At 57.9% G+C, this 24,305-nt stretch carries 20 protein-coding genes; 11 read left to right on the top strand and 9 right to left on the bottom strand.

Features of this window, described 5'->3' with window-relative positions; all coding sequences use genetic code 11:
• Positions 1-35: 35 nt before the first annotated feature.
• The gene (gene degP / locus AC6I8J_RS03635; protein WP_161735480.1) at positions 36-1,481 is read right to left on the bottom strand and encodes a serine endoprotease DegP; all 1,446 of its coding nucleotides are present in this window, start codon (positions 1,479-1,481) and stop codon (positions 36-38) included.
• Between the two features lie 134 nt (positions 1,482-1,615).
• Positions 1,616-3,106 carry a dGTPase gene (gene dgt, locus AC6I8J_RS03630; RefSeq protein ID WP_161735478.1) on the bottom strand — a complete coding sequence of 497 codons (1,491 nt, stop codon included), beginning with the start codon at positions 3,104-3,106 and terminating at the stop codon, positions 1,616-1,618.
• A 92-nt stretch (positions 3,107-3,198) separates the two neighbouring features.
• Here dgt and mtnN point away from each other — a divergent pair, with 92 nt between their 5' ends.
• From mtnN to AC6I8J_RS03615, 3 genes are all read left to right on the top strand, one after another.
• On the top strand, positions 3,199-3,897 hold the full coding sequence (gene mtnN, locus AC6I8J_RS03625; RefSeq protein WP_161735476.1) for a 5'-methylthioadenosine/S-adenosylhomocysteine nucleosidase: 699 nt from the start codon (positions 3,199-3,201) through the stop codon (positions 3,895-3,897).
• The gene (gene btuF, locus AC6I8J_RS03620) at positions 3,890-4,684 is read left to right on the top strand and encodes a vitamin B12 ABC transporter substrate-binding protein BtuF (RefSeq protein WP_260059228.1); all 795 of its coding nucleotides are present in this window, start codon (positions 3,890-3,892) and stop codon (positions 4,682-4,684) included. The genes mtnN and btuF overlap by 8 nt, the downstream gene beginning before the upstream one ends.
• A gap of 123 nt (positions 4,685-4,807) precedes the next feature.
• Complete coding sequence (locus tag AC6I8J_RS03615; protein WP_285086405.1) at positions 4,808-5,059, top strand: hypothetical protein; 252 nt, start codon at positions 4,808-4,810, stop codon at positions 5,057-5,059.
• 30 nt (positions 5,060-5,089) lie between these two features.
• On the opposite strand, the gene erpA is transcribed toward AC6I8J_RS03615, so the two are convergent.
• A complete protein-coding gene (gene erpA / locus AC6I8J_RS03610) occupies positions 5,090-5,437 on the bottom strand; it encodes an iron-sulfur cluster insertion protein ErpA (RefSeq protein WP_008925625.1) in 348 nt (115 codons plus the stop codon).
• 203 nt (positions 5,438-5,640) lie between these two features.
• Here erpA and hemL point away from each other — a divergent pair, with 203 nt between their 5' ends.
• Entirely contained in the window at positions 5,641-6,921 is a 1,281-nt protein-coding gene (hemL, locus tag AC6I8J_RS03605; RefSeq protein WP_161735470.1) for a glutamate-1-semialdehyde 2,1-aminomutase, read from the top strand.
• A gap of 331 nt (positions 6,922-7,252) precedes the next feature.
• Here the strand turns inward: hemL and fhuB are convergent, their stop codons facing one another.
• From fhuB to hrpB, 6 genes are all read right to left on the bottom strand, one after another.
• Positions 7,253-9,232, bottom strand: coding sequence for a Fe(3+)-hydroxamate ABC transporter permease FhuB (gene fhuB, locus AC6I8J_RS03600; protein WP_161731521.1), 1,980 nt, complete (start codon positions 9,230-9,232; stop codon positions 7,253-7,255).
• Positions 9,232-10,110, bottom strand: a complete 879-nt coding sequence (fhuD, locus tag AC6I8J_RS03595; protein ID WP_285088444.1) for a Fe(3+)-hydroxamate ABC transporter substrate-binding protein FhuD — start codon at positions 10,108-10,110, stop codon at positions 9,232-9,234. Before fhuD ends, fhuB begins: the two co-directional genes overlap by 1 nt.
• A gap of 10 nt (positions 10,111-10,120) precedes the next feature.
• Complete coding sequence (gene fhuC, locus AC6I8J_RS03590) at positions 10,121-10,915, bottom strand: Fe3+-hydroxamate ABC transporter ATP-binding protein FhuC (RefSeq protein WP_497825100.1); 795 nt, start codon at positions 10,913-10,915, stop codon at positions 10,121-10,123.
• Positions 10,916-10,954: 39 nt separating this feature from the next.
• A complete protein-coding gene (fhuA, locus tag AC6I8J_RS03585) occupies positions 10,955-13,177 on the bottom strand; it encodes a ferrichrome porin FhuA (protein ID WP_161731525.1) in 2,223 nt (740 codons plus the stop codon).
• A gap of 201 nt (positions 13,178-13,378) precedes the next feature.
• The gene (gene mrcB, locus AC6I8J_RS03580) at positions 13,379-15,925 is read right to left on the bottom strand and encodes a bifunctional glycosyl transferase/transpeptidase (protein ID WP_497825099.1); all 2,547 of its coding nucleotides are present in this window, start codon (positions 15,923-15,925) and stop codon (positions 13,379-13,381) included.
• Between the two features lie 98 nt (positions 15,926-16,023).
• The gene (gene hrpB, locus AC6I8J_RS03575; protein ID WP_497825098.1) at positions 16,024-18,507 is read right to left on the bottom strand and encodes an ATP-dependent helicase HrpB; all 2,484 of its coding nucleotides are present in this window, start codon (positions 18,505-18,507) and stop codon (positions 16,024-16,026) included.
• A 30-nt stretch (positions 18,508-18,537) separates the two neighbouring features.
• On the opposite strand from hrpB, the gene thpR reads away from it, so the two are divergent.
• The 7 genes from thpR to panB all read left to right on the top strand — a co-directional run bounded on the left by thpR (position 18,538) and on the right by panB (position 24,297).
• On the top strand, positions 18,538-19,095 hold the full coding sequence (thpR, locus tag AC6I8J_RS03570; RefSeq protein WP_161731531.1) for an RNA 2',3'-cyclic phosphodiesterase: 558 nt from the start codon (positions 18,538-18,540) through the stop codon (positions 19,093-19,095).
• Complete coding sequence (sfsA, locus tag AC6I8J_RS03565; protein WP_222924527.1) at positions 19,073-19,777, top strand: DNA/RNA nuclease SfsA; 705 nt, start codon at positions 19,073-19,075, stop codon at positions 19,775-19,777. The genes thpR and sfsA overlap by 23 nt, the downstream gene beginning before the upstream one ends.
• A 247-nt stretch (positions 19,778-20,024) precedes the next feature.
• Entirely contained in the window at positions 20,025-20,480 is a 456-nt protein-coding gene (dksA, locus tag AC6I8J_RS03560; RefSeq protein WP_008925615.1) for an RNA polymerase-binding protein DksA, read from the top strand.
• Positions 20,481-20,553: 73 nt separating this feature from the next.
• Complete coding sequence (gene gluQRS, locus AC6I8J_RS03555) at positions 20,554-21,432, top strand: tRNA glutamyl-Q(34) synthetase GluQRS (protein ID WP_161731535.1); 879 nt, start codon at positions 20,554-20,556, stop codon at positions 21,430-21,432.
• 86 nt (positions 21,433-21,518) lie between these two features.
• Positions 21,519-22,937, top strand: a complete 1,419-nt coding sequence (gene pcnB, locus AC6I8J_RS03550) for a polynucleotide adenylyltransferase PcnB (RefSeq protein WP_222925499.1) — start codon at positions 21,519-21,521, stop codon at positions 22,935-22,937.
• Positions 22,934-23,419 carry a 2-amino-4-hydroxy-6-hydroxymethyldihydropteridine diphosphokinase gene (gene folK, locus AC6I8J_RS03545; RefSeq protein WP_161731539.1) on the top strand — a complete coding sequence of 162 codons (486 nt, stop codon included), beginning with the start codon at positions 22,934-22,936 and terminating at the stop codon, positions 23,417-23,419. The genes pcnB and folK overlap by 4 nt, the downstream gene beginning before the upstream one ends.
• 83 nt (positions 23,420-23,502) lie before the next feature.
• Entirely contained in the window at positions 23,503-24,297 is a 795-nt protein-coding gene (gene panB, locus AC6I8J_RS03540) for a 3-methyl-2-oxobutanoate hydroxymethyltransferase (RefSeq protein WP_253421108.1), read from the top strand.
• Positions 24,298-24,305 lie beyond the last annotated feature (8 nt).

Below are 24,305 nucleotides of genomic sequence, written 5' to 3'. Positions count from 1 at the left end.
GACCCTGGTCCGCCTCTTCATCAGTGGTCGTTCCGTTACTGCATCAGCAGGTAGATACTGCTGTCGCCGCGCTTCACATTCAGTGCCAGAACAGCTGGTTTGGTATCGAGAACTTTGCGCAGCTCGCCGAGGTTGGTTACCGGCTGCTGGTTAACGCCCTGAATCACATCACCCTTCTTCAGGCCGATACGCGCTGCGGCACTGCCGGCTTTCACATTATCAACGCGAACGCCTTTATCGCCGGTTTCAACATTGCTGAGGTCAGCCCCTTCAATGCCGTTGTAGATGGTGGCGGACTGCACTTTCGCCTGGCTGCTCTGCTGCAACTGAACAGAAACATCGACCGGTTTGCCGTCACGCAGCAGGCCCAGTTTCAGGGTGGTGCCAACCGGCAGTGAACCGACTTCTGCACGCAGTGAAGCAAAGCTGCTCAGCGGTTTGCCATTCATGGAGACAATCACGTCACCCGCTTTGATGCCCGCTTTCGCAGCTGCAGAGTCTGGCAGTACCTGGCTGACAAACGCACCACGCTGTGCGTCGACTTTCATCGCTTTTGCCAGTTCGGAGTTCAGTTCCGTGCCCTGCACACCCAGCTCGCCGCGTTTCACCTGTCCAAACTCAACCATCTGCGCCGTCAGGTTTTTCACCATGTTGCTCGGAATTGCAAAGCCGATACCGATATTGCCGCCATCCGGTGCCAGAATAGCGGTGTTAATCCCAATCAGTTCACCGTTGAGGTTAACCAGCGCACCACCGGAGTTGCCCCGGTTAATCGCCGCATCCGTCTGGATAAAGTTTTCGTAATTTTCTACATTCAGGCCGCTGCGTCCCAGTGCCGAAACGATACCGGAGGTCACGGTTTCACCCAGTCCATACGGGTTACCGATTGCCACGGTGTAGTCACCGACGCGCAGATTGTCGGAGTCAGCAATTTTCACGGCGGTCAGATTTTTGGCTTCCTGTAGCTGAACCAGTGCAATGTCAGAGCTGGGATCTTTACCGATGACTTTTGCATCATAGCGACGGCCGTCGCTGAGCTGCACCTGAATTTTGGTGGCATTATTTACGACGTGGTTATTGGTCACCACATAGCCTTTTTCGGCATTGATGATCACGCCCGATCCCAGCGCACGGAATTTTTCCTGCTGGGTATCAGGGGCAAGTCCGCTACCGTTACCGCCTGCACCGTCACCGTTCTGGCACAGGGGTGAACCCTGGAACGGTGAACCGTCCTGACAGAACGGCGAATTGTCGCCAAAAAATTGCTGAAACTGCTGTGGCATGCGTGGCGTTTTTACTGTGGTAGTGCCCTCAACGCTGATACTGACCACAGACGGCATCACTTTTTCCAGCATGGGAGCCAGGCTTGGCAGTTGCTGGCTTTCGGAAGAGGCCGTTTGCGCAGCAGAAACAGTAACAGGGGCGAGCGCCATGCTCAGGCTCAATGCCAGCGCACTTAACACTAAAGTCTTTTTTTTCATTTTTCGTTTCTCAATAAGATTACTGTTCAGACCATTGCTGTGGTCGAAAGGTGAGATAAATGTTTTAGCGCGAAGTTCCTTTAAAAGTTTAAGCCAAAGGTAAAAATTTATTCGCGCTCTTTACAATCGGCGGCTTATTCTACTGCCATCAGCCGCCGGTACTCATCCCAGGCATAGAGATCGGTCATACCGCTAATATAATCCTGAATAAGCCGGAAGCGATAATAACGCTCCCACAACAGCCGCTGATATTTATGCTCCACAACCAGATTACGCATCTTGTGCAAATAGGCTTTACGGTGTTTCCCGGAGAGCTTATGGAAAAGCCGCGTTTCAATCGGGTGCTGGCGCAGGAAGTCTTCATTCATCAGCGTGGTAAAGGCTTCATAATTAAGGCGCATCAGCGGCTGATAGATCTCCAGCAGCCCTTTAATCACGCGGTAACCCTGCAGTTCCAGCTGCTCAACTTCGGAGTGATTAAACACCTGCTGGCGCGCAACGGTCTTAAACAGTTGCAGTAAACGCCCTTCTTCACCCTCATCTTCCAGCAGTGCATGGTTAAAACTTCCCTCGAATATTGCAGGCAGATTATCAACAAAACGTTTCACCGCGTAACTGACCAGCACGCTCTGAACATTTACGCGTAATGACATAAAAAATTGATCGCTGCGGCTGCGGCGTTTTTTACTGCAGGCTTCCCGCCAGGCTTCGCCAATAGTCCGGCTAAAGGCGTCATTATTTTTCACCGGCCCCCAGGCTTTACTGAGAAATTCAAACAAACTCTCAACATTAAAAATATCTTTTTCTACAGCGTCGTCCAAATCGGCAATACAATAGGAGATATCATCTGCGGCTTCCATTATATAGGTGAGCGGAAATCGGTGGTGTTCTTCCATATTGGTGGCAGCACGCAGGTCGGCAATATAATCCTGCTCAGAGAGATAAAAACCGGGTTTCTTCATGAGTACGCTAAATTCGGCGGGCTTTTCCCCCTGCCACCAGGCAGGCGCGGTATATTTCAGGATGCAGGCGACCTGAGAATAACTGAGATTGAGTTGCAGCAGCGTATGCACCATACGGATAGCCTGCGCGTTGCCCTCAAAATGGCAGAGATCCTGGCGTATCATGGCGTTCAGCTCATCAAAGGCTTTACGCTGCGCATCCCCTTCAACGCCCGCCACCAGCGGATCGACCAGCTCGGCAGCGAGGTTCTCTTCAAACCAGTCGTTAATCGCCGCCTCGCCAAAATGACCAAACGGCGGATTGCCCACGTCATGCAGCAGACACGCCATTTCGATCAGGCTTTCAAATGCGCCTTCAAGCTCATCCAGACCATACTGCGCCAGCCCGCCCTGCATCTTCAGGGTTTGCAGGATCTCTTTGGTGATGTAGCGTCCGGTCTGCTGCACCTCCAGCGAGTGTGTCAGTCGGGAACGGACAGCGGCATTGCGCTCCAGCGGAAAAACCTGCGTTTTCTGTTGCAGTCGCCGGATGGCGGCGGAGTTGATAATCCGTCCACGGTCGCTCTCAAAATGGCGGGTAATATAATATTCGCCTTCCGGATCTTTTCGACTGGTATAAGGGCGCGAGAAGCTGATCTTCTTCCTGAAATTGATCGCCGACATGAATTACCCCTGACTTTTTCGTGAATTAATCCCCTGAATGCCATGGTAGACTATGCCCTAAATTTTGATTCTTTACATTAGCGGAACTCACTATGAAAGCAGGCATTATTGGCGCGATGGAGCAGGAAGTCACACTGCTGCGCGACAAAATTGAAAACCGTCAAACGCTGTCGCTGGCGGGTTGTGAAATCTATACCGGCACCCTGCAGGGCGTTGAGGTGGCACTGCTGAAATCGGGCATTGGTAAAACCTCTGCGGCGCTGGGCACCACGCTGCTGCTGCAGCTCTGCAAACCCGATGTGGTGATCAACACCGGTTCGGCGGGCGGTTTATCGCCGTCGCTCAGCGTCGGCGATATCGTGGTGTCAGACGAAGTGCGTTATCACGATGCGGATGTCACCGCATTTGGTTACGAGCCGGGTCAGATGGCGGGTTGTCCGGCCGCATTTGTGGCAGACAGCAAGCTGATTGCTGCGGCGGAAGCCTGCATTAAGCAACTGGACCTGAATGCCGTACGCGGTCTGGTGGTGAGCGGTGATGCCTTTATCAATGGTGCCGAACCGCTGGCACGCATTCGCAACCTGTTCCCGCAGGCGATTGCCGTTGAGATGGAAGCAACCGCTATCGGTCACGTCTGTCATCAGTTCCAGGTACCGTTTGTGGTGGTCCGTGCGATTTCCGACGTGGCCGATAAGGAATCTCACCTCAGCTTTGATGAGTTCTTAAGCGTAGCGGCAAAGCAATCTTCGCTGTTGGTGGAGAACCTGCTGGCGCATCTGGCGCGTGGCTAAAACGCTGCTTTTCTGCTGGCTGCTGCTGTTGAGCGGCAGCCTGCTTGCCTCCCCGCCCCGTGTTATCACCCTCGCTCCCCACCTTACCGAACTCGCCTTTGCTGCCGGGATTACGCCGATTGCGGTCAGTGCATGGTCTGACTATCCGCCGCAGGCGAAACAGATTGAACAGGTTGCCAACTGGCAGGGCATCAAGGCCGAACGCATTCTGCAGCTCAAACCGGATCTGGTCTTAGCCTGGCGAGGCGGTAATCCGCAGCGACAGATTGACCAGTTGCAGCAGCTCGGCGTACCGGTTAAATGGATTGATCCGCAGACGCTGGATGACATGTTCACAGCGCTGGCCGATCTGGGCCGCTGGAGCCCCAGCCCGGAACAGGCAAGCAGAGCTGCCCAGGCGTTACGGCAGCAGGAAGCCGCATTGCGTCAGCGCTATACTCACCTGACTGCGGTTCCGCTCTTTTTGCAGTTTGGACAGCAGCCACTCTTTACCGCCGCCAGAGCCACGCTGCAGAATGAGATAATTACATTATGTGGTGGCAGGAATATTTTTGCCGACAGTCGTGTCAGCTGGCCACAGGTCAGCCGTGAGCAGGTACTGATGCGCCATCCTCAGGCCGTTGTGACGGGTGGCAGTGCGCAGCAGGCGGAAAACATCCGTGTGTTCTGGCGACCGCAGCTGGATGTACCGGTGATTGCCATCAACGAGGACTGGCTTAGCCGGCCAGGCCCGCGACTGCTGCTGGCCGCGCAGCAACTCTGCGCGGCTCTGCATCCCGATGAATAAATCGGCGAATTAATTAAAGTCACTGCGATTTTTGCCGTTGATCAATACCAGAGACGAACGCGCCACGTATGCTCGCCGTCCTTTTAGCGCCCCGGCGCTTTTTTAAAACACCAGGAACCTTATATGACCAGAGCACTGCTGCTGGCCATAGGGCTGTCGATCGCCGGTTCTGCCCTTGCAGGATCGATAAATGGCTCTATTGGCGCCAGACTTGTCATCTATTCACGCTGTGAAATCAACACGGCTAACGGTCAGCCCGCGCCGCAGATCAACTGCGGCAGACAGGCAAGCGCGCAGCCACGCGTAACCCATAGTCAGATTCAGTCGCAGGGAAGTGTGAAACAGAGTAACCGGCTGGTCACAATCGAGTGGTAAACGAGGCCGTCGCGATGACGGCCTTCATCATCAGATACTAAAGGAAGAGCCACAGCCACAGGTGGTTTTGGCATTTGGATTGGTCACGATAAAGCGTGAGCCTTCCAGACCTTCGGTGTAATCCACCGAACCGCCCACCAGATATTGCAGGCTCATCGGGTCAACCACCAGCGAGACGCCCTGCTTTTCGATCGTCATGTCGCCATCATTCAGTTGATCATCAAAGGTGAAGCCGTACTGGAAACCACTGCAACCGCCACCGGTGATATAGACGCGAAGTTTCAGCGCCGGGTTCTCTTCGTCGGCAATCAGGTTCTTCACCTTGGTGGCTGCGGCGTCGGTAAACTGCAACGGCAGTGCTACTACTTCATCACTCATGTTTTACTCCGGTAAACGCCCAGGTCAGAAAACGACCTTAATAACGCTATTATCAGCCAGCACCTCAGCGCAATCAAGCTCTGCCCTTCGCACTCTGTGCCGCTTTCACCTCTGTTAAGGGCGCCGCGGGTGAATCCGCCTTTCGTCTGCTGCCCCTCTTCCGTAGAATGGTGCAATATTTTTATGAACCGCTGGAGCCGAAAATGAGTAAGTCCGAACAACTGTTTGCCGAGGCACAACGCCTGATCCCGGGCGGGGTAAACTCGCCAGTACGCGCATTTACCGGTGTGGGCGGCGTTCCGCTGTTTATTGAACATGCTGATGGCGCGTATCTCTATGACGCCGATGGAAAAGTCTATATCGACTATGTTGGCTCATGGGGTCCGATGGTGCTGGGTCATAACAACGCGGCGATCCGTAATGCCGTGATCGAAGCGGCCCAGCGCGGCCTGAGCTTTGGCGCACCGACCGAAATGGAAGTGACCATGGCGCAACTGGTGTGTGAGCTGGTGACGTCTATGGAGATGGTGCGGATGGTCAACTCCGGCACCGAAGCAACCATGAGCGCGATTCGTCTGGCGCGTGGCTTTACGGGCCGCGATAAAATTATCAAGTTTGAAGGCTGCTATCACGGTCACGCCGATCATCTGCTGGTGAAAGCGGGTTCCGGTGCCTTAACGCTGGGTCAGCCAAACTCGCCGGGCGTACCGGCTGATTTCGCTAAACACACCCTGACCTGCACCTTTAACGACCTCGACTCGGTGCGCAGCGCCTTTGAGCAATATCCTGACGCCATCGCGGCCATCATCGTTGAGCCGGTCGCCGGCAACATGAACTGCATTCCGCCGCAGCCGGCGTTCCTGCCAGGCCTGCGTGCGCTCTGCGATGAGTTCGGCGCACTGCTGATTATTGATGAAGTGATGACCGGTTTCCGCGTGGCGCTGGGCGGCGCGCAGGCTCACTACAATGTGCGTCCTGACCTGACCTGTCTCGGAAAGATTATCGGTGGCGGGATGCCGGTTGGCGCATTTGGTGGCCGTCGCGACGTGATGGCTGCGCTGGCCCCGACCGGTCCGGTTTATCAGGCGGGTACGCTTTCCGGTAACCCCATTGCCATGGCCGCCGGTTTTGCCTGCCTGACACAGATCGCGCAGCCTGGCACGCACGACAAACTGGATGCCCTGACCCGCCAGCTGGCTGAGGGTCTGCGCGAAGCAGCCCAACAGCAAAATATCCCGCTGGTGATTAATCATGTGGGCGGGATGTTCGGCCTGTTCTTCACCGAGGCTGATAGCGTGACCTGTTATGCCGATGTGACCCGCTGCGATGTAGAGCGCTTTAAAACCTTCTTCCATCTGATGCTGGAGGAAGGTGTTTACTTTGCGCCATCAGCTTATGAGGCAGGCTTTATGTCGCTGGCGCACAGCGAAGAGGATATTCAGCGCACTGTCGACGCCGCGCGTCGTTGTTTCGCGAAGCTGTAATTGCGGCAGCGTTAGAGGCAAAGACCGGCAGCAGCACCCGGTCCAGGATCTCACAGCAACATAAAACTCAACGCGCAGGGAACACGGGCAGAGGAGGAAAACGTTCCGCGCCTGGGACAAAAACGGCAGGCGTTTTTGAACAACGCAACGTGTTGGCCCGTTTACGGGCGCACCTCAGGGATGAGGTGCGTAATCGCGCGGGCCGAGCGTGTCAGGGATGACGGCTTTTGCGTCTTTCCGATCTGACCGTGTTCCCTTCGCAGGCTCAGTCTCACAGCCAATCGGGCCAGACTTTGTTAGTAATCTCAGACCGGTTTGCGCTGGTCTTTTTTTAACCTGAACGCCGCAGCAGCCAGATAAAGTAAGGCGCACCTAAAAACGTCGCCATCAGCCCGGCTGGGATTTGATCCGGGAATGCCAGCATTCGCCCGCACCAGTCAGCCAGTATCATCAATCCCCCGCCCAGCAATCCCGACAGCAGCAGTTGCGGCAAGGCCCGCCGGAACCCCAGCATCCGCGCCATATGCGGTGCCATCAGTCCGACAAAACTCAGCGGACCGATAGTCAGCGTCGCGCTGGCGGTCAGCGCGGCGGCCAGCAGCAGCAGACTCAGCCGCGCTGGCGTCAACGCCATGCCCGCCGAGCGTGCAGTCGCACTTCCCAGCGGCAGCAGCGTCAGCCAGCGACTGGCCAGCGGGGCCAGTGAGACCAGCACCAGCGCACAGAGGGCACTCAGAATCGCCTGACTGCCGCTGATGTTATAGGTCGAGCCGGAGATCCAGCTCAGCAGCCCGCCCATACGCGGATCGCCGCTGGCCAGCAGCAGCATCAGCAGGGTGACAAAGGCGCTGTTAAGCGCCATACCCGCCAGCAGCATCCGCTCCGGCGAGAAGCCGCCACGGCTGGCTACCGTTATAATCACCAGCAGCGTCAGTGCGGCACCCACAGCACCGGCGGGCAGCAGCCAGGCCATCGCATCGCCTGGCACAAAGAACATCATGACCACTATGCCGCAGGCAGCTCCGGAACTGATGCCCAGCACTTCCGGGCTGGCCATGGGATTGCCGGTCAGCCGCTGAATCAGACTCCCCGCCACGCCCAGCATCAGACCGGTTACCAGCGCCGCCAGCACGCGCGGCGCGCGCCACGGCAGCAGTGATTGCAGCATCTCGCCCGCTGACCAGATCCAACCCTGCGCATCACGTCCAAACGCGAGAGCTCCCCACCCCAGCAGCGCCAGAACAGCGAGACCGATCAGCGCCCAGCGCAGCAGGTTCTGTCGTTCGGCGGGCACATGGTCACCCTGATTCAGCGCGGGCGGCACCGAACCGGTGCGCAGTCGCGGCAGCAGCCACAGCAGAATCGGTACGCCAAGCAGGGCCGTGGCTGTGCCGGTCGGAATATCGCGCCAGTGCGTGCTGAGCCATAAGACGCAACTGTCCGCCAGCCACAGCAGCAGCGCGCCGGTAAACGGTGCCAGCAGCATCCTGCTGAGGAGTCGTCGTCCACCCAGCAGCTTTGCCAGCAGCGGCGCAAACAGCCCGATAAAGCCGATGATACCGGCGATATTCACCAGCTGTGCGCTGAGCAGAATCGCCAGTCCAAGGCCACCAATACGCGCCACAGAGAGCGCCAGACCCAGGTTTTTCGCGACACCATCATCCAGCCCCATCAGCGTCAGCGGACGCAGCAGCGCCAGTGTCAGCACAAACGCCAGCAGCAGACGCGGCCAGAGTTGCTGTACGTTTTCCCAGCTCATCTGATTCAGCGCGCCGGTGCTCCACAGAAACATGTTCTGCAGCTGATCGTGATTGAAGATAGCGAAGATTTGATTCACCGCGCCGCTGTACAGGCTCAGCACCAGCCCGGCCAGAATCAGCGTCACCGGCGACAGACGTTTGCCCCAGGCCACACCAAACACCAGCGCGCCCACCAGCAGCGCACCGCTAAGCGCGGCAAACTGCTGGGTCATGGCCCCGCCGGGCAGATGCCACAGCGTTGCCACGGTAATCCCCAGCTGCGCGCCGGAAGAGACACCCAGCGTGGTCGGCTCCGCCAGTGGGTTGCGCAGGATCTGCTGAAACAGCAGACCGGCAAGACCCAGTCCGGCACCCACCAGCAGCGCCAGCGCCGTGCGCGGCAGCAGGCTGTAGTGAAACACCATCTGCGGCAGACTATCGACGGCTGGTGACCAGAATGCCTGCCACCATTCAGCCTGTGGCAGTGCCTGGTGCAGATTAACCAGCGTCAGGCTGAGTGAGAGCAGAAACAGCAGGCTGAGGAGGCCTGCGGGAAACAGAGCATGGCGCATCAGTGCGTCTCCAGCGCGCGTTCCAGCACGCGAACAAAGTGCAGCGCCGAGAGCGTTGCACCGTAATACCAGACCGCCGGGACGCGCTGAAAGCGTCCGGTGCGGACAAACGGCATGGCCTGCCACAACGGACTGCGCATCAGCTGCTGCATCTCCACGTCATTGTCGTGATCGAAACAGATGACATCCACCTCTCCGGCCTGCGCCAGCTGTTCGATGCCGATCACTGCGCTGCCCCAGAAATTGGTTTCGCCCTGCCAGCCATTTTTCAGGCCCAGCAGGGTCATCACTTCCAGGAACAGGCTATTTTTACCGAAGGTAATGGCGTGACGACTGTCGAGCAGCGACATCAGCAGAAGCGTGCGTCCGGCATAGGGTGCCAGCCGCTCACGCGCCGCTGCCAGCTGATCATCGACCTCACGCAGATGCTGCTCCGCCCGCTCGCTTAATCCCAGGCGCGCCGCCAGCTGACGCAGTGATGCGCGCGCGGCGGTGAAGGGTTTTCCGTCGCCGCTGTGAAGGTCGAAGCCCATGATGGGTGCGATGCGCGTCAGTTTCTCTTTGGGCGGGCCGTAGCCATTGGAGCAGAGGATCAGCGAAGGCTGCATTTGCGCCATCAGCTCAAGATTGGGTTCGGTGCGCAGACCGACGTCGATGACGTCTGCAGGCAGCTTCGGCTCACCTACCCAGATGTTGTAGTTGTGCAGATCGGCCACGCCCCAGGGCGTAACGCCCAATGCAATCAGCAGTTCGGTGGGTAACCACTCCAGTGCAATAATCCGACCCGGATCCGGCGTGGCAGCACGCAGAGGAAGCGCACAGAACAGCGGCGAGGCCGCCAGTGCCAGCAACAGTCGGCGGCGATAAAGATCGGGCATCATCCTTTCCTTAACAGACAAAACTAACCGGCGCGCCGCCCTGCGGGTGCGGTAAAATGCCCATCGGAATGCCATAAATTGCACCGAGCACCTCTGGCTGCATAATCGCTCCGGCGTCACCTTCGGCAATCATCGCGCCCTGACGCAGCGCAACCAGATGATCGCAGTAGCGTGCCGCCATATTGATATCGTGCAGCACCGCAATCACGGTCAGGCCGCGCTGCTGGCTCAGATCTTTGATCAGCGCCAGCACCTCCACCTGATGGGCAATATCCAGCGCCGAGGTCGGTTCATCCAGCAGCAGACAGCGACTGTTCTGCGCCACCATCATTGCCAGCCAGGCGCGCTGACGCTCACCGCCTGACAGACTGTCCACCAGCCGGCCGGCAAAGGGCTTTAGCCCGACCTGCGCAATCGCATCCTCTACCCTATCGCGATCCTCCTGACCAAAGCGCCCCAGCGCCCCGTGCCAGGGATAGCGGCCAATCGCCACCAGTTCACGCACCGTCATCCCTTCGGCGGCCGGTAACTGCTGAGGCAGATAGGCCACCTCGCGGGCAAAGGCTTTACTGTGCCAGCGCCCGACCGGCTGCTGATTCAGCAAAACCTCTCCACTGCTGGCCGCATGATGGCGACCCAGCATTTTCAACAGCGTCGATTTGCCCGAGCCATTGTGGCCAATCAGCGCGGTCATTTTACCCGGTGGAAAAGTCAGCGACAGGGGCTGGAGGAGAGTGCGGCCGGGCACTTCGAAACTGGCATTCTCCAGCCTGAAGGTTGCCTCTTCTGCGTGCGGATGCGGCATGGTTATCCCTGTGAACGGGCGCCAAAGCGCCCGGTTAAATCAGAATCTGAAGGTCGCGGTGCCGACAATCTGGCGTTCTGCACCCCAGTAGCAGGCGTATTCACGGTAGCAGCTGGCGACATACTCGCGGTTGAACAGATTGTTCACGTTAACACCCACTGTCGAGCCTGGCAGACCGAAACGACCCAGATCATACTTCAGCGCCGCATCCACCGTGGTGTAACCGGCTACCTTAAAGTTCTGGTTCGAGAGTCCAGCAGAGGTATTAGTTGGGGTTTCAGCATACAGCCCCTGGCTTTCACCCACGTAACGGACCCCAGCGCCGATCGTCACCCCTGACAAAGCTGTCTCGTGGAAGGTGTAGTCGCTCCACAGTGAGGCCATATGTTTCGGCACCTGCACCGGCGTTTTGCCTTTAAGCGACGTGTCTTCAGTATATTCCGCATCGGTGTAGGTGTAGGAGGCCGTCAGGTTAACGTTGGCATTGAGCGCCGCTTTAGCTTCCAGCTCTACGCCCCGTGACCGGATTTCACCGCTCTGAACGCTGAAAAAAGCTCTGTCTGGATCGGGATCGGCAGTCAGATTTTTGGTTTTGGTCAGCTGGTAAAGCGCTGCGGTGAGCACCACCGGACGATCTTTCGGTACATATTTCACGCCCGCTTCATACTGCTTAGCGCGTGACGGATCAAATGCCTGACCCTCATAGGTTGAACCCGCATTCGGAATAAAGGCTTCACTGTAGCTGAAGTAAGGCGCGATTCCGTTATCAAACACATAGTTCAGACCCCCACGCCAGGTAAAGGCCTGATCGTTCTGGCGATCAACGCTATTCGCCACCCGATCGTAAACCGAGGTCATGGCGTAGTCGTAGCGGCCACCCAGTGTCAGCACCCAGCGGTTCCATTCCATCTGATCCTGTGCATAGAGGCCGGTCTGACGCTGCTTATTCAGATGCTGATAAGGATCGGCAAATGGCGTTACGCCGTTATCGCCATATTGCGGATTAACTGCATTCAGGCTGGAAGCAGTGCCAAACTGTGCGTCGATATCATTGCGGGTACGCTGGAAGTCCACGCCCAACAGCAGCGTATGATCAACCTGGCCGGTGGCGAATTTCGCCTGCGCCTGGGTATCGACCGCCAACTGGTTGAGCGTCTCTTCTGAAACTGCCGAACCGCGCGTGATTTGCTGAGTCTCCGGCAGGAAACCATTGCCATAGATACTGCGGTAATCGGTGCGCAGGTCGGCGTAACGCAGGTTCTGGCGCAGCGTCCAGGTGTCGTTAAGGCTGTGCTCGGCGTTATAGCCCACCATTTTGGTAGTGCGTGAAATCTTATTGCTCTGCTCGCCTTCGTCGAAGTCGGTCGGCAGTTTGTACTGGCTGCCATCGGCACGGGTGATCGGCACCACAGTGCCCTGACGCGGCAGCCAGCCGTAATAACCAGTTTCTGGCTCGTTCTGGAAATAGGTCAGCAGATCAATGCGGGTGCGATCGTCGGGACGCCAGCTGAATGACGGAGCGATAGTGTAGCGCTTCTCTTTGTTCATCGACTGCTGCGCATCCTGACTGCGCGCCTGACCGGTCAGGCGATAGCTGTAGACGCCGTTATCATCCAGCGCGCCGCCAAAATCAAAGCCGGTCGAAAAAAGGTTGTCGTTGCCCATCTGGAACTGTACTTCGCGCAGCGTTTCCTGGGTTGGACGCTTGCTCACCAGCGAGACCACACCGCCCGGATTGCTTTTGCCATAGAGCACCGACACCGGACCGCGCAGCAGTTCGGCGCGCTCCAGGAAATAGGGGTCGATGGCAAACTCAGAGTAATTATCTCCCTGCAGCTTCAGGCCATCCAGATACTGATTGGTATTGGTTTCGCTGAAGCCGCGAATGGATAACGCATCAATCACATCTGAGCTGCCACGGTTACCGGTCAGCACGCCAGGCGTATAGTTAAACGCCCCTTTCACGCTGGTCACGTTGCGCATCTCCATCTCTTCGCGGGTAACCACGGAAACAGACTGCGGATTTTTTTCAATCGGTGTGTCAGTTTTGGTGCCCGTGGCGCTGCGTTTCGCCGCCACGGTCGGTGCCGGCCCCCAGGCGCTTTCCGCCTCGACGCCGCTGCCGCCATCCGCCGAGACCACCATGGTCTCCGTCTGCGCAGCATAAAGCGAGGAGCTCAGGCTCAGTGAAATCATGACGCCCAGAAGCGGCCGGGAAAATGTTTTTTTGGTGTTGTCTGCAAAAGTCGTTCGCGCATTCATAAAAAGGTGTCTCTTAAAATAGGCTCAGGCGAGCGAATCGAAACGATAATGATTATTATAACGGATTAGATAATATGCGAACTTCAGCGACGACTGCAAGCAGAAATCCCAGCAGTGACGCCGTTTGCAGAGCCGTTTACCCGTATTGATCAAAAACCAAAAAAGGGCGCCGAAGCGCCCTTTTTAACCTGTCTGACTGATTTATTTGCCAAACATATCTTTTATCCAACCTGCTACGCCGTCGCTGTCTTTCTGCTCCTGCTCCTGCGGTTGCTGGGCCGGTTGCTGTTGCGGCTGTTGCTGCTGTTGCTGCTGTTGCTGGTCAAACAGCTGTTGCTGCTGCTGAACCTGCTGCTGCTGTTGCTGACACAGCGCATTCGGATCCAGCGCCCACACCGGCAGAGAACGCCAGGTGCTGCTGCCCGTGCCACAGACAAAGTTACCGGCCGAATCCACATTCATCAGTGATACATCTTCCGGCGGCGTCAGCTGCAGCGGCATGGGTGCCTGATTGTCGAGGTAGCGACGATAGAGCTGCATCGCACCGCTGGCACCGTAGAGTTTGGTCGGCTGGTTGTTATCACGTCCTACCCAGGTGATCGCCACTTCTTTGCCATCAATACCGGCAAACCAGCTGTCCACCAGATCGTTGGTAGTACCGGTTTTGCCCGCCAGATGCGCATTCGGGAAACGCGCGCCCAGTGCACGGGCAGTACCGTGGTCAGCGACCTGTTGCATGGTGTAGAGCGTCAGATAAGCGGCCTGCGCCGGTTCCACACGCTGCGCCTGCGGATAGCTCTGATAGAGCACGCTGCCATCTTCTGCAATCACCGAACGCACCGCTGACAGCGACGCGCGATTGCCGCCGCTGGCGATCGACTGGAACGCCTGTGCCACTTCAACCGGCGTCAGGTTTAAAGCACCCAGCAGCATCGCCGGAACCGGATGCAGCTGCTCTTTCGGCACGCCCAGCTTGTTCCAGGTATCGACTACCGCATCCAGCCCCAGCGTCATACCGAGGTTAACCGTCGGCACGTTCATGGAGTTGGTCAGCGCGTCCACCAGCATCACTTTGCCGCTGAAGCGACGGTCGTCGTTCATCGGTTTCCAGATGGTGCCATTTGGCTGCTTCAGCGCAATCGGCTCATCGGCGATCCAGCTGTTCAGGCGATAGCTGTTTGGCTGGCTCAGCGCGGTGAGGTAGGTCGCCGGTTTCGCCAGGGAACCAATAGAGCGACGCGCCTGCAACGCACGGTTATAACCGGCATACTGCGGATCGGCACCGCCGACCATAGCACGGACTTCGCCGCTGAAGCGGTCAACCACCACCATTGCGGTTTCCAGATCCTTCAGACCACGCTGTTTTTTCAGCGTCGGAATGCCGTCAACCACCGCTTTTTCGGCCGCATCCTGCGAGACCGGATCCAGCGTGGTAAAGATCTTCACGCCGGAGAGATCTTTAATCTTGTCGCCCAGTTTCGCCTGAAGCTCGTTACGCACCATCTGCATAAAGGCAGGCTGTGGCGTGATCACACCGCCCTTTGGCTGCACGCCCAATGGACGCGCCGACAGCATGTCGTACAGCTCCTGGTCGATCACTTTCTGCTGCTGCAACAGGCGCAGCACCAGGTTGCGGCGTTCCAGCGCCAGTTTCGGGTTACGCCACGGGTTATAGAGCGACGCCCCTTTCACCATGCCAACCAGCATCGCCTGCTGATCCAGACTCAGCTCATCAACCGGACGGCCAAAGTAGTAGAGGCTCGCCAGCGGGAAGCCGCGAATCTGATCGCTGCCCGCCTGACCGAGATAGACCTCATTCAGGTAGAGCTCCAGGATGCGATCTTTGCTGTAGCGCGCATCCATGATCACCGCCATATAGGCTTCACGCGCTTTACGCCACAGCGAACGCTCATTGGTCAGGAACAGGTTCTTAACCAGCTGCTGCGTCAGCGTACTGCCACCCTGCACCGCTTTCCCGGCCGTGATGTTCGCCAGGAAGGCGCGACCAATGGAGTACGGACTGATGCCATCATGCTCATAGAAATGGCGATCTTCAGTGGCGATCAGCGTATCGACCAGCAAATCAGGGAAACCGGTGCGCGGCACGAAGAGTCGCTGTTCACCATTGGGTGACTGCAGCATGGTGATCAGACGCGGATCGAGGCGGAAAAAGCCAAAATCACGGCCGGTTTCGAGGTTTTTAATCTCGCTCAGCTCATCTTTGGTAAAGCTCATGCGCGCGTGGATTTGCCCCTCTTTACTGTCGGGGAAATCAAACGGGCGACGCAGCAGATCAATGGTGTTGCCCTTCACCGAAAACTCGCCAGGGCGGGTGATACGGGAGACTTCGCGATACTGAGTCCCTTCCAGCAGCGCCACCATTTCACTTTTGTTGTAGGCCATGCCCGGTTCCAGGCTGACCATGCGGCCATAGACGGTGGCAGGCAGTTGCCACACCTTACCGTCAATCCGGCTGCGAATTTCCGAGTCGAGGTAGATGCCCCATGCGACCATTACCACCACAAACACCAGGAACAGTTTAATTAACCATCCCAGCCAACGGCGTTTGCCGCGCGGCGGTTTTCCACCTTTACCTTTACGTGGCACCGGCGCTTCCTCCTCGTCATCATTAAAATCGTCCTGATCGATATCCTGTTCGATATCCCTGCGTCGTCCCCGGCCCGCACTGCTGCGCGGCGGCAACGGTTTACCTTTGCGCCCTATTGGTTCGCGATCGTTCCCAGACATTACTTTTCTTCTCCAGGCAGTGCTTACGGCAGCGCCGCTACTCTAACTGCTTTCTCGCGTGCCGCATGGCAGAACCCTCTGAATTCGATCCAGCGGACTCAACCCTGCGGGGACATTTTTTTGGTTCGCCTTGTTGGCAAGGCGGTGGCCGGATCCTCTGGCCAGAGGTGTTTCGGATAGCGTCCCTTCATCTCTTTCCTGACCTCCGGCCAGGCACCGCGCCAGAACGCCGCCAGATCTCGGGTGATCTGCAACGGACGCTGGGCGGGCGATAACAGCTCGAGCACCAGCGGGATGCGTCCTTCCGCCACGGTGGGATTCTGCGCTTCGCCAAACATCTCCTGAATCCTGACTGCCAGCGCGGGCGGCTTATCCGCATCGTAGCGGATTGGCAGCCGGCTTCCGGTCGGCACAGTGTAATGAGTTGGCAGCACAGTATCCAGCCGCTGACGTTGTGACCATGTGAGTAAATGTAAGAGCGCCGTGGTCAGGTTCACCGCCTGCAGGCTGCGCAGATCGCGCACTGCTGACATCTGCGGCAACAGCCACTGCGGCAGGCTCTCAAGCAGGCTTTCGTCATCCATGGCGGGCCAGCTCTCTTCCGGCAGCCACTGCGCAGCACACTGAATGCGCAGGCGCAACTGCCCGGCATCCGGCGTCCAGCCCAATACCGACAGACCTTTTTCGGCGATCCAGCGCAGCATAGCCGCGTGAAGCACGTCCGGCTCCGGGCGCGCCATCGGCTGGGTCTTCAGGATCAGGGCGCCAATCTGCTCACGTCTGAACGCACGCAGCGTGCCCTTCTCTTCATCCCACTCCACTTCGGTCCGACGCTCAATCAGCGCTGGCTGATGCTGGCATAGCATTTCAATATCGACCGGCAGTGCCAGCAACATCCGGGCATCCGGCGTCGCACTGCCCTGCAACAGGGCGGGTGTAATCAGCCATTCGTTGCGCGTCAGGCCATCCTGCTCATCGAGTCTGGCCCCCAGCCCGTTAGCCAGCTGATAGCGACCGCTCTGGTCGCGACGCCGCGCCAGCCGATCGCCAAACCCTACCGCCAGCAGGCCAGCGAAGCGATCTTCATCGACCCGTCCGCCCCGAATTTTAAGCCGCTGCTGCCACTGCTGCGCCCGCCGCTGCCATTGGGCCTGTGGCCGATGCAGCGCATCACGCAGATCGGCACTGCCGCTGCGCGGAGGATCTTCCAGAATCGCCACCAGCAGTGCGGCGCTGGCGACCGCATCCGGCTCATCGCCTGCGGCACAGAGCATAGCAGCAAGCCGCGGATCGCAACCCAGCTTTGCCATACGCCGTCCCAGCGTGTTAAGCAGGCCGTTGCTGTCCAGTGCACCCAGACGGGTCAGCTGTTGTTGCGCTGCCATCAGATTTCTGGCGGGCGGCTGATCCAGCCACTGCAGCTGTTGCGGCCCGGTACAGCCCCACTGCAACAGGTCCAGCCACAGCGACGAAAGGTCACTGTTAACCATTTCCGGTTCGCTCTGCGCCGCCGCACGAGACGCCTGCTCCTGCGGCAGAAGATGCAGACAGATCCCCGGCATCAGTCGCCCGGCGCGACCTGCGCGCTGGATCATTGATGCCTGGCTGATGCGCTGCGTCTGCAGACGCGTTACGCCGCTGCGGGCGTCAAACAGGGCGCTGCGTTCCAGCGCACTGTCGACTACCAGACGAATCCCTTCAATGGTCAGGCTGGTCTCGGCGATATTGGTGGCGAGCACCACTTTGCGACGTCCGGCGGCGGCGGGCAGGATCGCCCGTCGCTGCGCCGCCAGCGGCAGTGCGCCATAGAGCGGTGTCAGATCCACATCGTCACTAATGCGTGATTCCAGCTCGCGTTTCACGCGTTCAATTTCCGCCACGCCCGGCAGAAACAGCAGCAGGGAGCCGTCTTCGTCGCGCAGCAGCTGGGCGACTTCACGCGCGACCGCCTCTTCAAAGCGTACGTTCTGATTCAGCGACGCGTAACGCCGTTCAACCGGATAGCTGCGCCCTTCTGAAATAATCAGTGGCGCATCCGGCAGCAGCGCCGCCAGCCGGGCATTATCCAGCGTGGCCGACATCAGCATGATTTTAAGATCGTCGCGCAGCCCCTGCTGCACATCGAGCAGCAGCGCCAGCGCCAGGTCGGCCTGCAGGCTGCGCTCGTGAAATTCATCGAGGATCACCAGCGATACGCCCTCCAGCATCGGATCGTGCTGAAGCATGCGCGTGAGCATCCCTTCGGTGACCACTTCCAGCCGGGTTTCTGGCCCGACGCAGCTTTCGCCACGCATCCGGAATCCCACTGTGGCTCCCGGCTGTTCGCCGAGCTGTTCTGCCAGCCGCTGCGCCACATTACGTGCCGCCAGCCGGCGTGGCTCCAGCATAATGATGCGTCCCGGCAACGCCGCCTGCTGCAACAACTGCAGCGGCAGCCAGGTCGATTTGCCCGCGCCGGTAGGGGCGGCCAGCAGGATTTGAGAGGCGTCACGCAGCGCCGCCAGGATGTCAGGCAGCACCGCGCTGACCGGTAAATCGCTCACAGCAAACTCCGCTTCTGCCTGTGCTAAGATGGCGCGCATTGTAGCACGTGATATTTGCCGGAGAGCGCCATGGCGACACAACGCTTATTTTTTGCCATCAGCCTGCCTGACGAAATGCAGCAACAGCTGGTGCGCTGGCGGGCGGACACCTTTCCTGCAGAGGTCGGCCAGCCAGTGGTCGCAGCAAACCTGCACCTGACGCTGGCGTTTCTGGGTGAGGTCGCACCGGAAACCTCACAACGCCTGCAGACGCTGGCCTCCCGTATCGTCCAGCCCGGTTTCGATCTCGACCTGGATGATGCCGGGCACTGGCCGCGCCCCGGCGTGGTCTGGCTCGGCTGCCAGCGCGCGCCACGCGATCTGTTACAGCTCGCCAGCCTGCTGCGGGCCCAGGCCGCCCGGCATGGCTGTTATCAAAGCCCACAGCCGTTTCATCCGCACATCACGCTGTTACGCCAGGCCACCCAGCCGGTTGCATTACCGCCACGCGGTTTTCACTGGCGTTTTCGCGTCTCCACCTTTTCACTGTTCGCCTCTGACTATGCCAGAGGTCGTACCCGCTATCGCGCTCTGGCCAGCTGGCCGTTAACGTCTCAGGATCCGCATGCACTTCTCTCCGCCCCTTAAATCCGCCCGCCTGATCGCCCGTTACAAACGTTTCCTGGCCGATGTCGAGACGCCTGAGGGCGAGGTGCTGACGATTCATTGCGCCAACACCGGTGCCATGACCGGCTGCGCCACGCCGGGCGATCGGGTCTGGTATTCCACGTCCGACAGCCTGACGCGCAAATATCCCCACAGCTGGGAGCTGACCGAAACGCAACAGGGCCACTGGATCTGCGTGAATACCCTGCGCGCGAATCAGCTGGTGGCTGAAGCGCTGGACCAGGATCGGTTGCCATTGCTGGCTGGTTATTCGCATCGACAGGCTGAAGTAAAATATGGCAGTGAAAAAAGCAGAATTGATTTCCTGCTCAAAGCAGAGGCACGGCGCAACTGCTATATTGAGGTGAAATCCGTAACCCTTTTACATGAAGGTAAAGGCTATTTTCCGGATGCGGTGACGATTCGAGGACAGAAACACCTGCGCGAGCTGGCGACAGTGGCGGCAGAGGGTCATCGGGCCGTTTTGTTGTTTGCCGTTTTGCACTCGGGGATTGAGGACGTTTCCCCGGCACGCCACATTGATGCGGCGTATGCAGAACAACTGGCTCAGGCGCAACGGGAAGGTGTAGAGGTTTTAGCGTATCAGGCAGACTTATCGGCGGAGGGAATGTTTCTTAAATCGCCGATCAACGTAACCTTGTAATATCTTTTGCAATTTTATGTGGTAAGAATGTTCTGAGCTAAGGGCTGATTACGCTGTTCCTCACAGGCTTGTCAAGGTGTGTTCATGAAGAATTGCCAACCCTGACTGCTTCTGTTATTTATAGCGGCCTGTTTTTTTCCCCAATGGGGGATCGATGTACCCCGCAGACGTCAGATGCAGGCCGGCAGCAACGCCCCTGCGGGACGTCAGTCAGAGGGTATAGTGCGTGTTATCCAGGAGAAGCAACATGCAAGAAGGTCAAAACCGTAAAACATCGTCCCTGAGTATTCTCGCTATCGCTGGCGTTGAGCCTTATCAGGTTAAGCCTGGCGAAGAGTATATGAACGACGCGCAGCTGACCCATTTTCGCAAGATTCTGGAAGCCTGGCGTAATCAATTGCGGGACGAAGTCGATCGTACCGTATCGCATATGCAGGATGAAGCTGCTAACTTCCCGGACCCGGTTGACCGTGCCGCGCAGGAAGAGGAGTTCAGCCTGGAGCTGCGTAACCGCGATCGCGAACGTAAACTGATTAAAAAGATCGAGAAGACGCTGAAGAAAGTTGAAGATGACGACTTCGGCTATTGCGATTCCTGTGGCGTTGAGATTGGTATCCGCCGTCTCGAAGCACGTCCTACTGCCGATCTCTGCATCGACTGTAAGACGTTAGCAGAAATTCGTGAGAAACAAATGGCCGGCTGATGCCGCGTCCATCCTGTTACCGCGCGGTGGAACAATGACTTTTTTGTCCACTGCGTGGTCACTTCTGAATCCTATGTCATCCTCCTGCATTGGTCGCTTCGCCCCTTCTCCCTCTGGTGAACTTCATTTTGGCTCGCTGATTGCTGCCCTGGGCAGTTACCTGAGCGCGCGCGCGCAAAACGGCATCTGGCGGGTGAGAATTGAAGATATCGATCCGCCGCGGGAAGTGCCGGGTGCCGCCAGCCGCATCCTGCATCAGCTGGAACACTATGGTTTGACGTGGGATGGCGAAGTGCTGTGGCAGTCGCAACGTCATGAGGCCTACCGTGACGCGCTCGCCTGGCTGCAGCAGCATCGTCAGAGCTATTTCTGCACCTGTCCCCGACGTCGCATTCAGGAGATTGGCGGTTTCTATGATGGTTACTGCCGTGAACGGCAACGCGGACCAGAGAATGCCGCGCTGCGTTTACGCCAGCATGCGCCGGTCTTTGCGTTTGAAGACCGATTACGCGGGTGCGTAGAAGCGGACAGACGTCTGGCACAGGAAGACTTTATTATTCACCGTCGCGATGGTTTGTTTGCCTACAACCTGGCGGTGGTCGTCGACGATCATTTTCAGGGCATTACCGAAGTGGTGCGCGGCGCAGATTTGATTGAGCCGACGGTACGGCAGATTGCACTTTATCAGCAGTTTGGCTGGCCGGTGCCGGCCTGGCTGCACCTGCCGCTGGCGCTTAATCACGATGGCAATAAGTTATCGAAGCAGAATCATGCTCCTTCCCTGCCTGATGGCGATGCCAGACCCCTGCTGGTAGCGGCATTACGCTTCCTCGGGCAGCCTGTTTCAGGTGGCTGGCAGGACTTAACGCAGGACAAACTGCTGTCTGATGCGGTAGCACAGTGGAATATCGCTTTGATGCCGCAACAGAACGCCCTGAAACCGGATGCATAGACAACAGCATTCTCAAACGGTTCTCAACAGGCTATGATTAGCCGCTGATTTTACCTACACCCTAATTGCCACTGTCGAGGTGTCCCATTTTTACCCGAGTAGCTAATTTTTGCCGAAAAGTCCTGAAGCGTGATGAAGAGGAAGCCCCTGCAGAGGTTGAACCAGAACGTCTGATGGCCATTATCCCTCGTGAAAGCCACAACATCTCACGTAAAGACATCAGCGAAAATGCCCTCAAAGTGCTCTATCGCCTGAATAAAGCCGGTTATGAAGCCTATCTGGTAGGCGGTGGCGTGCGCGATTTGCTACTGGGGCAAAAACCTAAAGATTTCGATGTGACCACCAACGCCACGCCTGAGCAGATGCGTAAGCTGTTCCGCAACTGTCGCCTGGTGGGTCGGCGTTTCCGTCTGGCTCACGTGATGTTTGGCCCGGAAGTGATCGAAGTCGCTACCTTCCGTGGCCATCATCAGGTTGAAGAGATCGCAGAAGATCGTAACAGTTCGCAGCGCGCCCAGAGCGGTATGCTGCTGCGCGATAATATCTTCGGCTCTATTGAAGATGATGCCCAGCGCCGCGATCTCACCATCAACAGCCTCTACTACAGCGTGGCTGATTTCAGCGTACGTGACTACGTTGGTGGCATCAGCGATCTCGAACAGGGCATCATTCGCCTGATTGGCGATCCGGAAACCCGCTACCGCGAAGATCCGGTTCGCATGCTGCGCGTCGCACGCTTTGCCGCCAAGCTCAATATGAGCATTGCGCCGGAAACCGCCGAGCCGATTCCACGTCTGGCCTCGCTGCTGCGTGATATTCCGCCCGCGCGTCTGTTTGAAGAGTCGCTGAAGCTATTGCAGGCAGGTTATGGCTACAGTACTTATCTCAAGCTGTGTGAATATCAGCTGTTCCAGCCGCTCTTCCCGACGCTGGCACGCAACTTCACGGAAAACAGTGACAGCCACATGGAGCGGATGCTGGCACAGGTGCTGAAAAACACCGACAACCGCATTCATAATGATATGCGCGTGAATCCGGCGTTCCTGTTTGCTGCGATGTTCTGGTATCCGCAGCTTGAAGCGGCCGAACGCATTGCGCAGGAGAGTGGCCTGACCTACTTCGAAGCCTTTGCGATGGCGATGAACGATACGCTGGACGAAGCCTGCCGTGCGCTGGCAATTCCAAAACGTATTACCTCGCTGATCCGCGATATCTGGCTGCTGCAGTTACGCATGTCACGCCGTCACGGTAAACGCGCCTGGAAGCTGATGGAGCATCCGAAATTCCGCGCTGCTTACGATCTGCTGGCGTTGCGTGCAGAAGTGGAAAATAACCCGGAACTGCTGCGTCTGAGCCAGTGGTGGGGGGAATTCCAGGTGGCTGCACCGCCGCATCAGAAAAACATGCTGAATAATCTGGGTGACGATCCGGTGCCGCGCAATAAATCACGCCGTCCGCGCCGCCGCTCTTCCGCACCACGTCGTGACAATCAAAACGTGTCATGACACGAGTTTACCTCGCATTAGGCAGTAATCTGGCCGACCCGCTGCATCAGGTTGATGCAGCGCTGACGGCACTGGATGCATTGCCGCAGACGCAACGTATCGCGACCTCGCCGTTCTACCGTACACCGCCTTATGGCCCGCCCGATCAGCCCGATTTTCTCAATGCCGCCGTGGCGCTGGAAACCCATCTCAGCGCAGAAACCCTGCTTGACCATACCCAGCAGATTGAGCGGGATCATGGGCGGGTGCGTAAGGCGGAACGCTGGGGGCCGCGCACGCTGGATATCGATCTGATGCTGTTTGGCGACGCAGCAATCAACACTGAGCGGCTGATTGTGCCGCACTACGACCTGCTGAATCGCGCCTTTATGCTGGTACCCCTGCTGGCGATTGCGCCCGATGCCCGCCTGCCCGATGGCCGCGCACTCAGCTCCGTTCTGGCCACCCTGGACAGTCGCAGCATCACGCTGTGGCATGGCTGATCAGACAAACGCACATCTCTGATTCCGCTCTTTCACGCTATCCAGTAAACTGCGCCCATCAGAATTCCTGAGTTGAGAGCGCCATGAAACCCACCACGATTTCACATCTGCGTCAGGCGAAAGCCAGCGGTAAAAAATTCGCGACGCTGACCGCCTACGATTTCAGTTTTGCCCGTCTGTTTGCCGATGAAGGCATTCAGGTGCTGCTGGTTGGTGATTCCTTAGGGATGACGGTACAGGGGCACGACTCCACCCTGCCGGTCACGGTCAGCGATATCGCCTATCACACCGCTGCCGTGCGCCGTGGTGCGCCACAGGCCCTGCTGCTCGCCGATCTGCCCTTTATGAGTTATGCCACGCCACAGCAGACCTTTGAGAGTGCCGCACAGCTGATGCGTGCCGGTGCCAATATGGTGAAACTGGAAGGCGGCAGCTGGCTGGCTGAGACCGTACAGATGCTGACCGAACGCGCCGTGCCGGTGTGCGGTCATCTTGGCCTGACCCCGCAATCGGTCAATATCTTTGGCGGCTATAAAGTGCAGGGCCGTGATGAAGCCGGTGCCGATCAGCTGCTGGCCGATGCGCTGGCGCTGGAAGCGGCAGGCGCACAGCTGATGGTGCTGGAGTGCGTCCCGGTGTCGCTGGCCCAGCGGATCACCGAGGCGCTCACTATCCCGGTGATCGGCATCGGTGCCGGTAACGTCACCGATGGTCAGATTCTGGTGATGCATGACGCGCTGGGCGTGACCGGCGGCCACATTCCCAAATTTGCCAAAAATTTCCTGGCGGAGACCGGCGATGTTCGCGCGGCGATTCGCCACTATATCGCCGACGTCGAGGCCGGAACCTATCCGGCGGCAGAGCACAGTTTCCAGTAATTCAGGAG

The organism is Pantoea sp. X-Soil-ISGK-355 (assembly GCF_059730805.1).
This window is presented reverse-complemented; position numbering and strand designations above follow the sequence as displayed.

What these genes read in the sequence shown, in the direction of transcription:
- gluQRS (WP_161731535.1), top strand. Translation starts at nt 20,554, where the DNA reads ATGTCATCCTCCTGCATTGGTCGCTTCGCCCCTTCTCCCTCTGGTGAA.
- fhuD (WP_285088444.1), bottom strand. Translation starts at nt 10,110, where the DNA reads ATGCCCGATCTTTATCGCCGCCGACTGTTGCTGGCACTGGCGGCCTCG.
- panB (WP_253421108.1), top strand. Translation starts at nt 23,503, where the DNA reads ATGAAACCCACCACGATTTCACATCTGCGTCAGGCGAAAGCCAGCGGT.
- erpA (WP_008925625.1), bottom strand. Translation starts at nt 5,437, where the DNA reads ATGAGTGATGAAGTAGTAGCACTGCCGTTGCAGTTTACCGACGCCGCA.
- AC6I8J_RS03615 (WP_285086405.1), top strand. Translation starts at nt 4,808, where the DNA reads ATGACCAGAGCACTGCTGCTGGCCATAGGGCTGTCGATCGCCGGTTCT.
- dgt (WP_161735478.1), bottom strand. Translation starts at nt 3,106, where the DNA reads ATGTCGGCGATCAATTTCAGGAAGAAGATCAGCTTCTCGCGCCCTTAT.
- fhuC (WP_497825100.1), bottom strand. Translation starts at nt 10,915, where the DNA reads ATGCCGCATCCGCACGCAGAAGAGGCAACCTTCAGGCTGGAGAATGCC.
- dksA (WP_008925615.1), top strand. Translation starts at nt 20,025, where the DNA reads ATGCAAGAAGGTCAAAACCGTAAAACATCGTCCCTGAGTATTCTCGCT.
- hemL (WP_161735470.1), top strand. Translation starts at nt 5,641, where the DNA reads ATGAGTAAGTCCGAACAACTGTTTGCCGAGGCACAACGCCTGATCCCG.
- fhuA (WP_161731525.1), bottom strand. Translation starts at nt 13,177, where the DNA reads ATGAATGCGCGAACGACTTTTGCAGACAACACCAAAAAAACATTTTCC.
- fhuB (WP_161731521.1), bottom strand. Translation starts at nt 9,232, where the DNA reads ATGCGCCATGCTCTGTTTCCCGCAGGCCTCCTCAGCCTGCTGTTTCTG.
- mtnN (WP_161735476.1), top strand. Translation starts at nt 3,199, where the DNA reads ATGAAAGCAGGCATTATTGGCGCGATGGAGCAGGAAGTCACACTGCTG.
- degP (WP_161735480.1), bottom strand. Translation starts at nt 1,481, where the DNA reads ATGAAAAAAAAGACTTTAGTGTTAAGTGCGCTGGCATTGAGCCTGAGC.
- folK (WP_161731539.1), top strand. Translation starts at nt 22,934, where the DNA reads ATGACACGAGTTTACCTCGCATTAGGCAGTAATCTGGCCGACCCGCTG.
- mrcB (WP_497825099.1), bottom strand. Translation starts at nt 15,925, where the DNA reads ATGTCTGGGAACGATCGCGAACCAATAGGGCGCAAAGGTAAACCGTTG.
- thpR (WP_161731531.1), top strand. Translation starts at nt 18,538, where the DNA reads ATGGCGACACAACGCTTATTTTTTGCCATCAGCCTGCCTGACGAAATG.
- sfsA (WP_222924527.1), top strand. Translation starts at nt 19,073, where the DNA reads ATGCACTTCTCTCCGCCCCTTAAATCCGCCCGCCTGATCGCCCGTTAC.
- hrpB (WP_497825098.1), bottom strand. Translation starts at nt 18,507, where the DNA reads ATGCGCGCCATCTTAGCACAGGCAGAAGCGGAGTTTGCTGTGAGCGAT.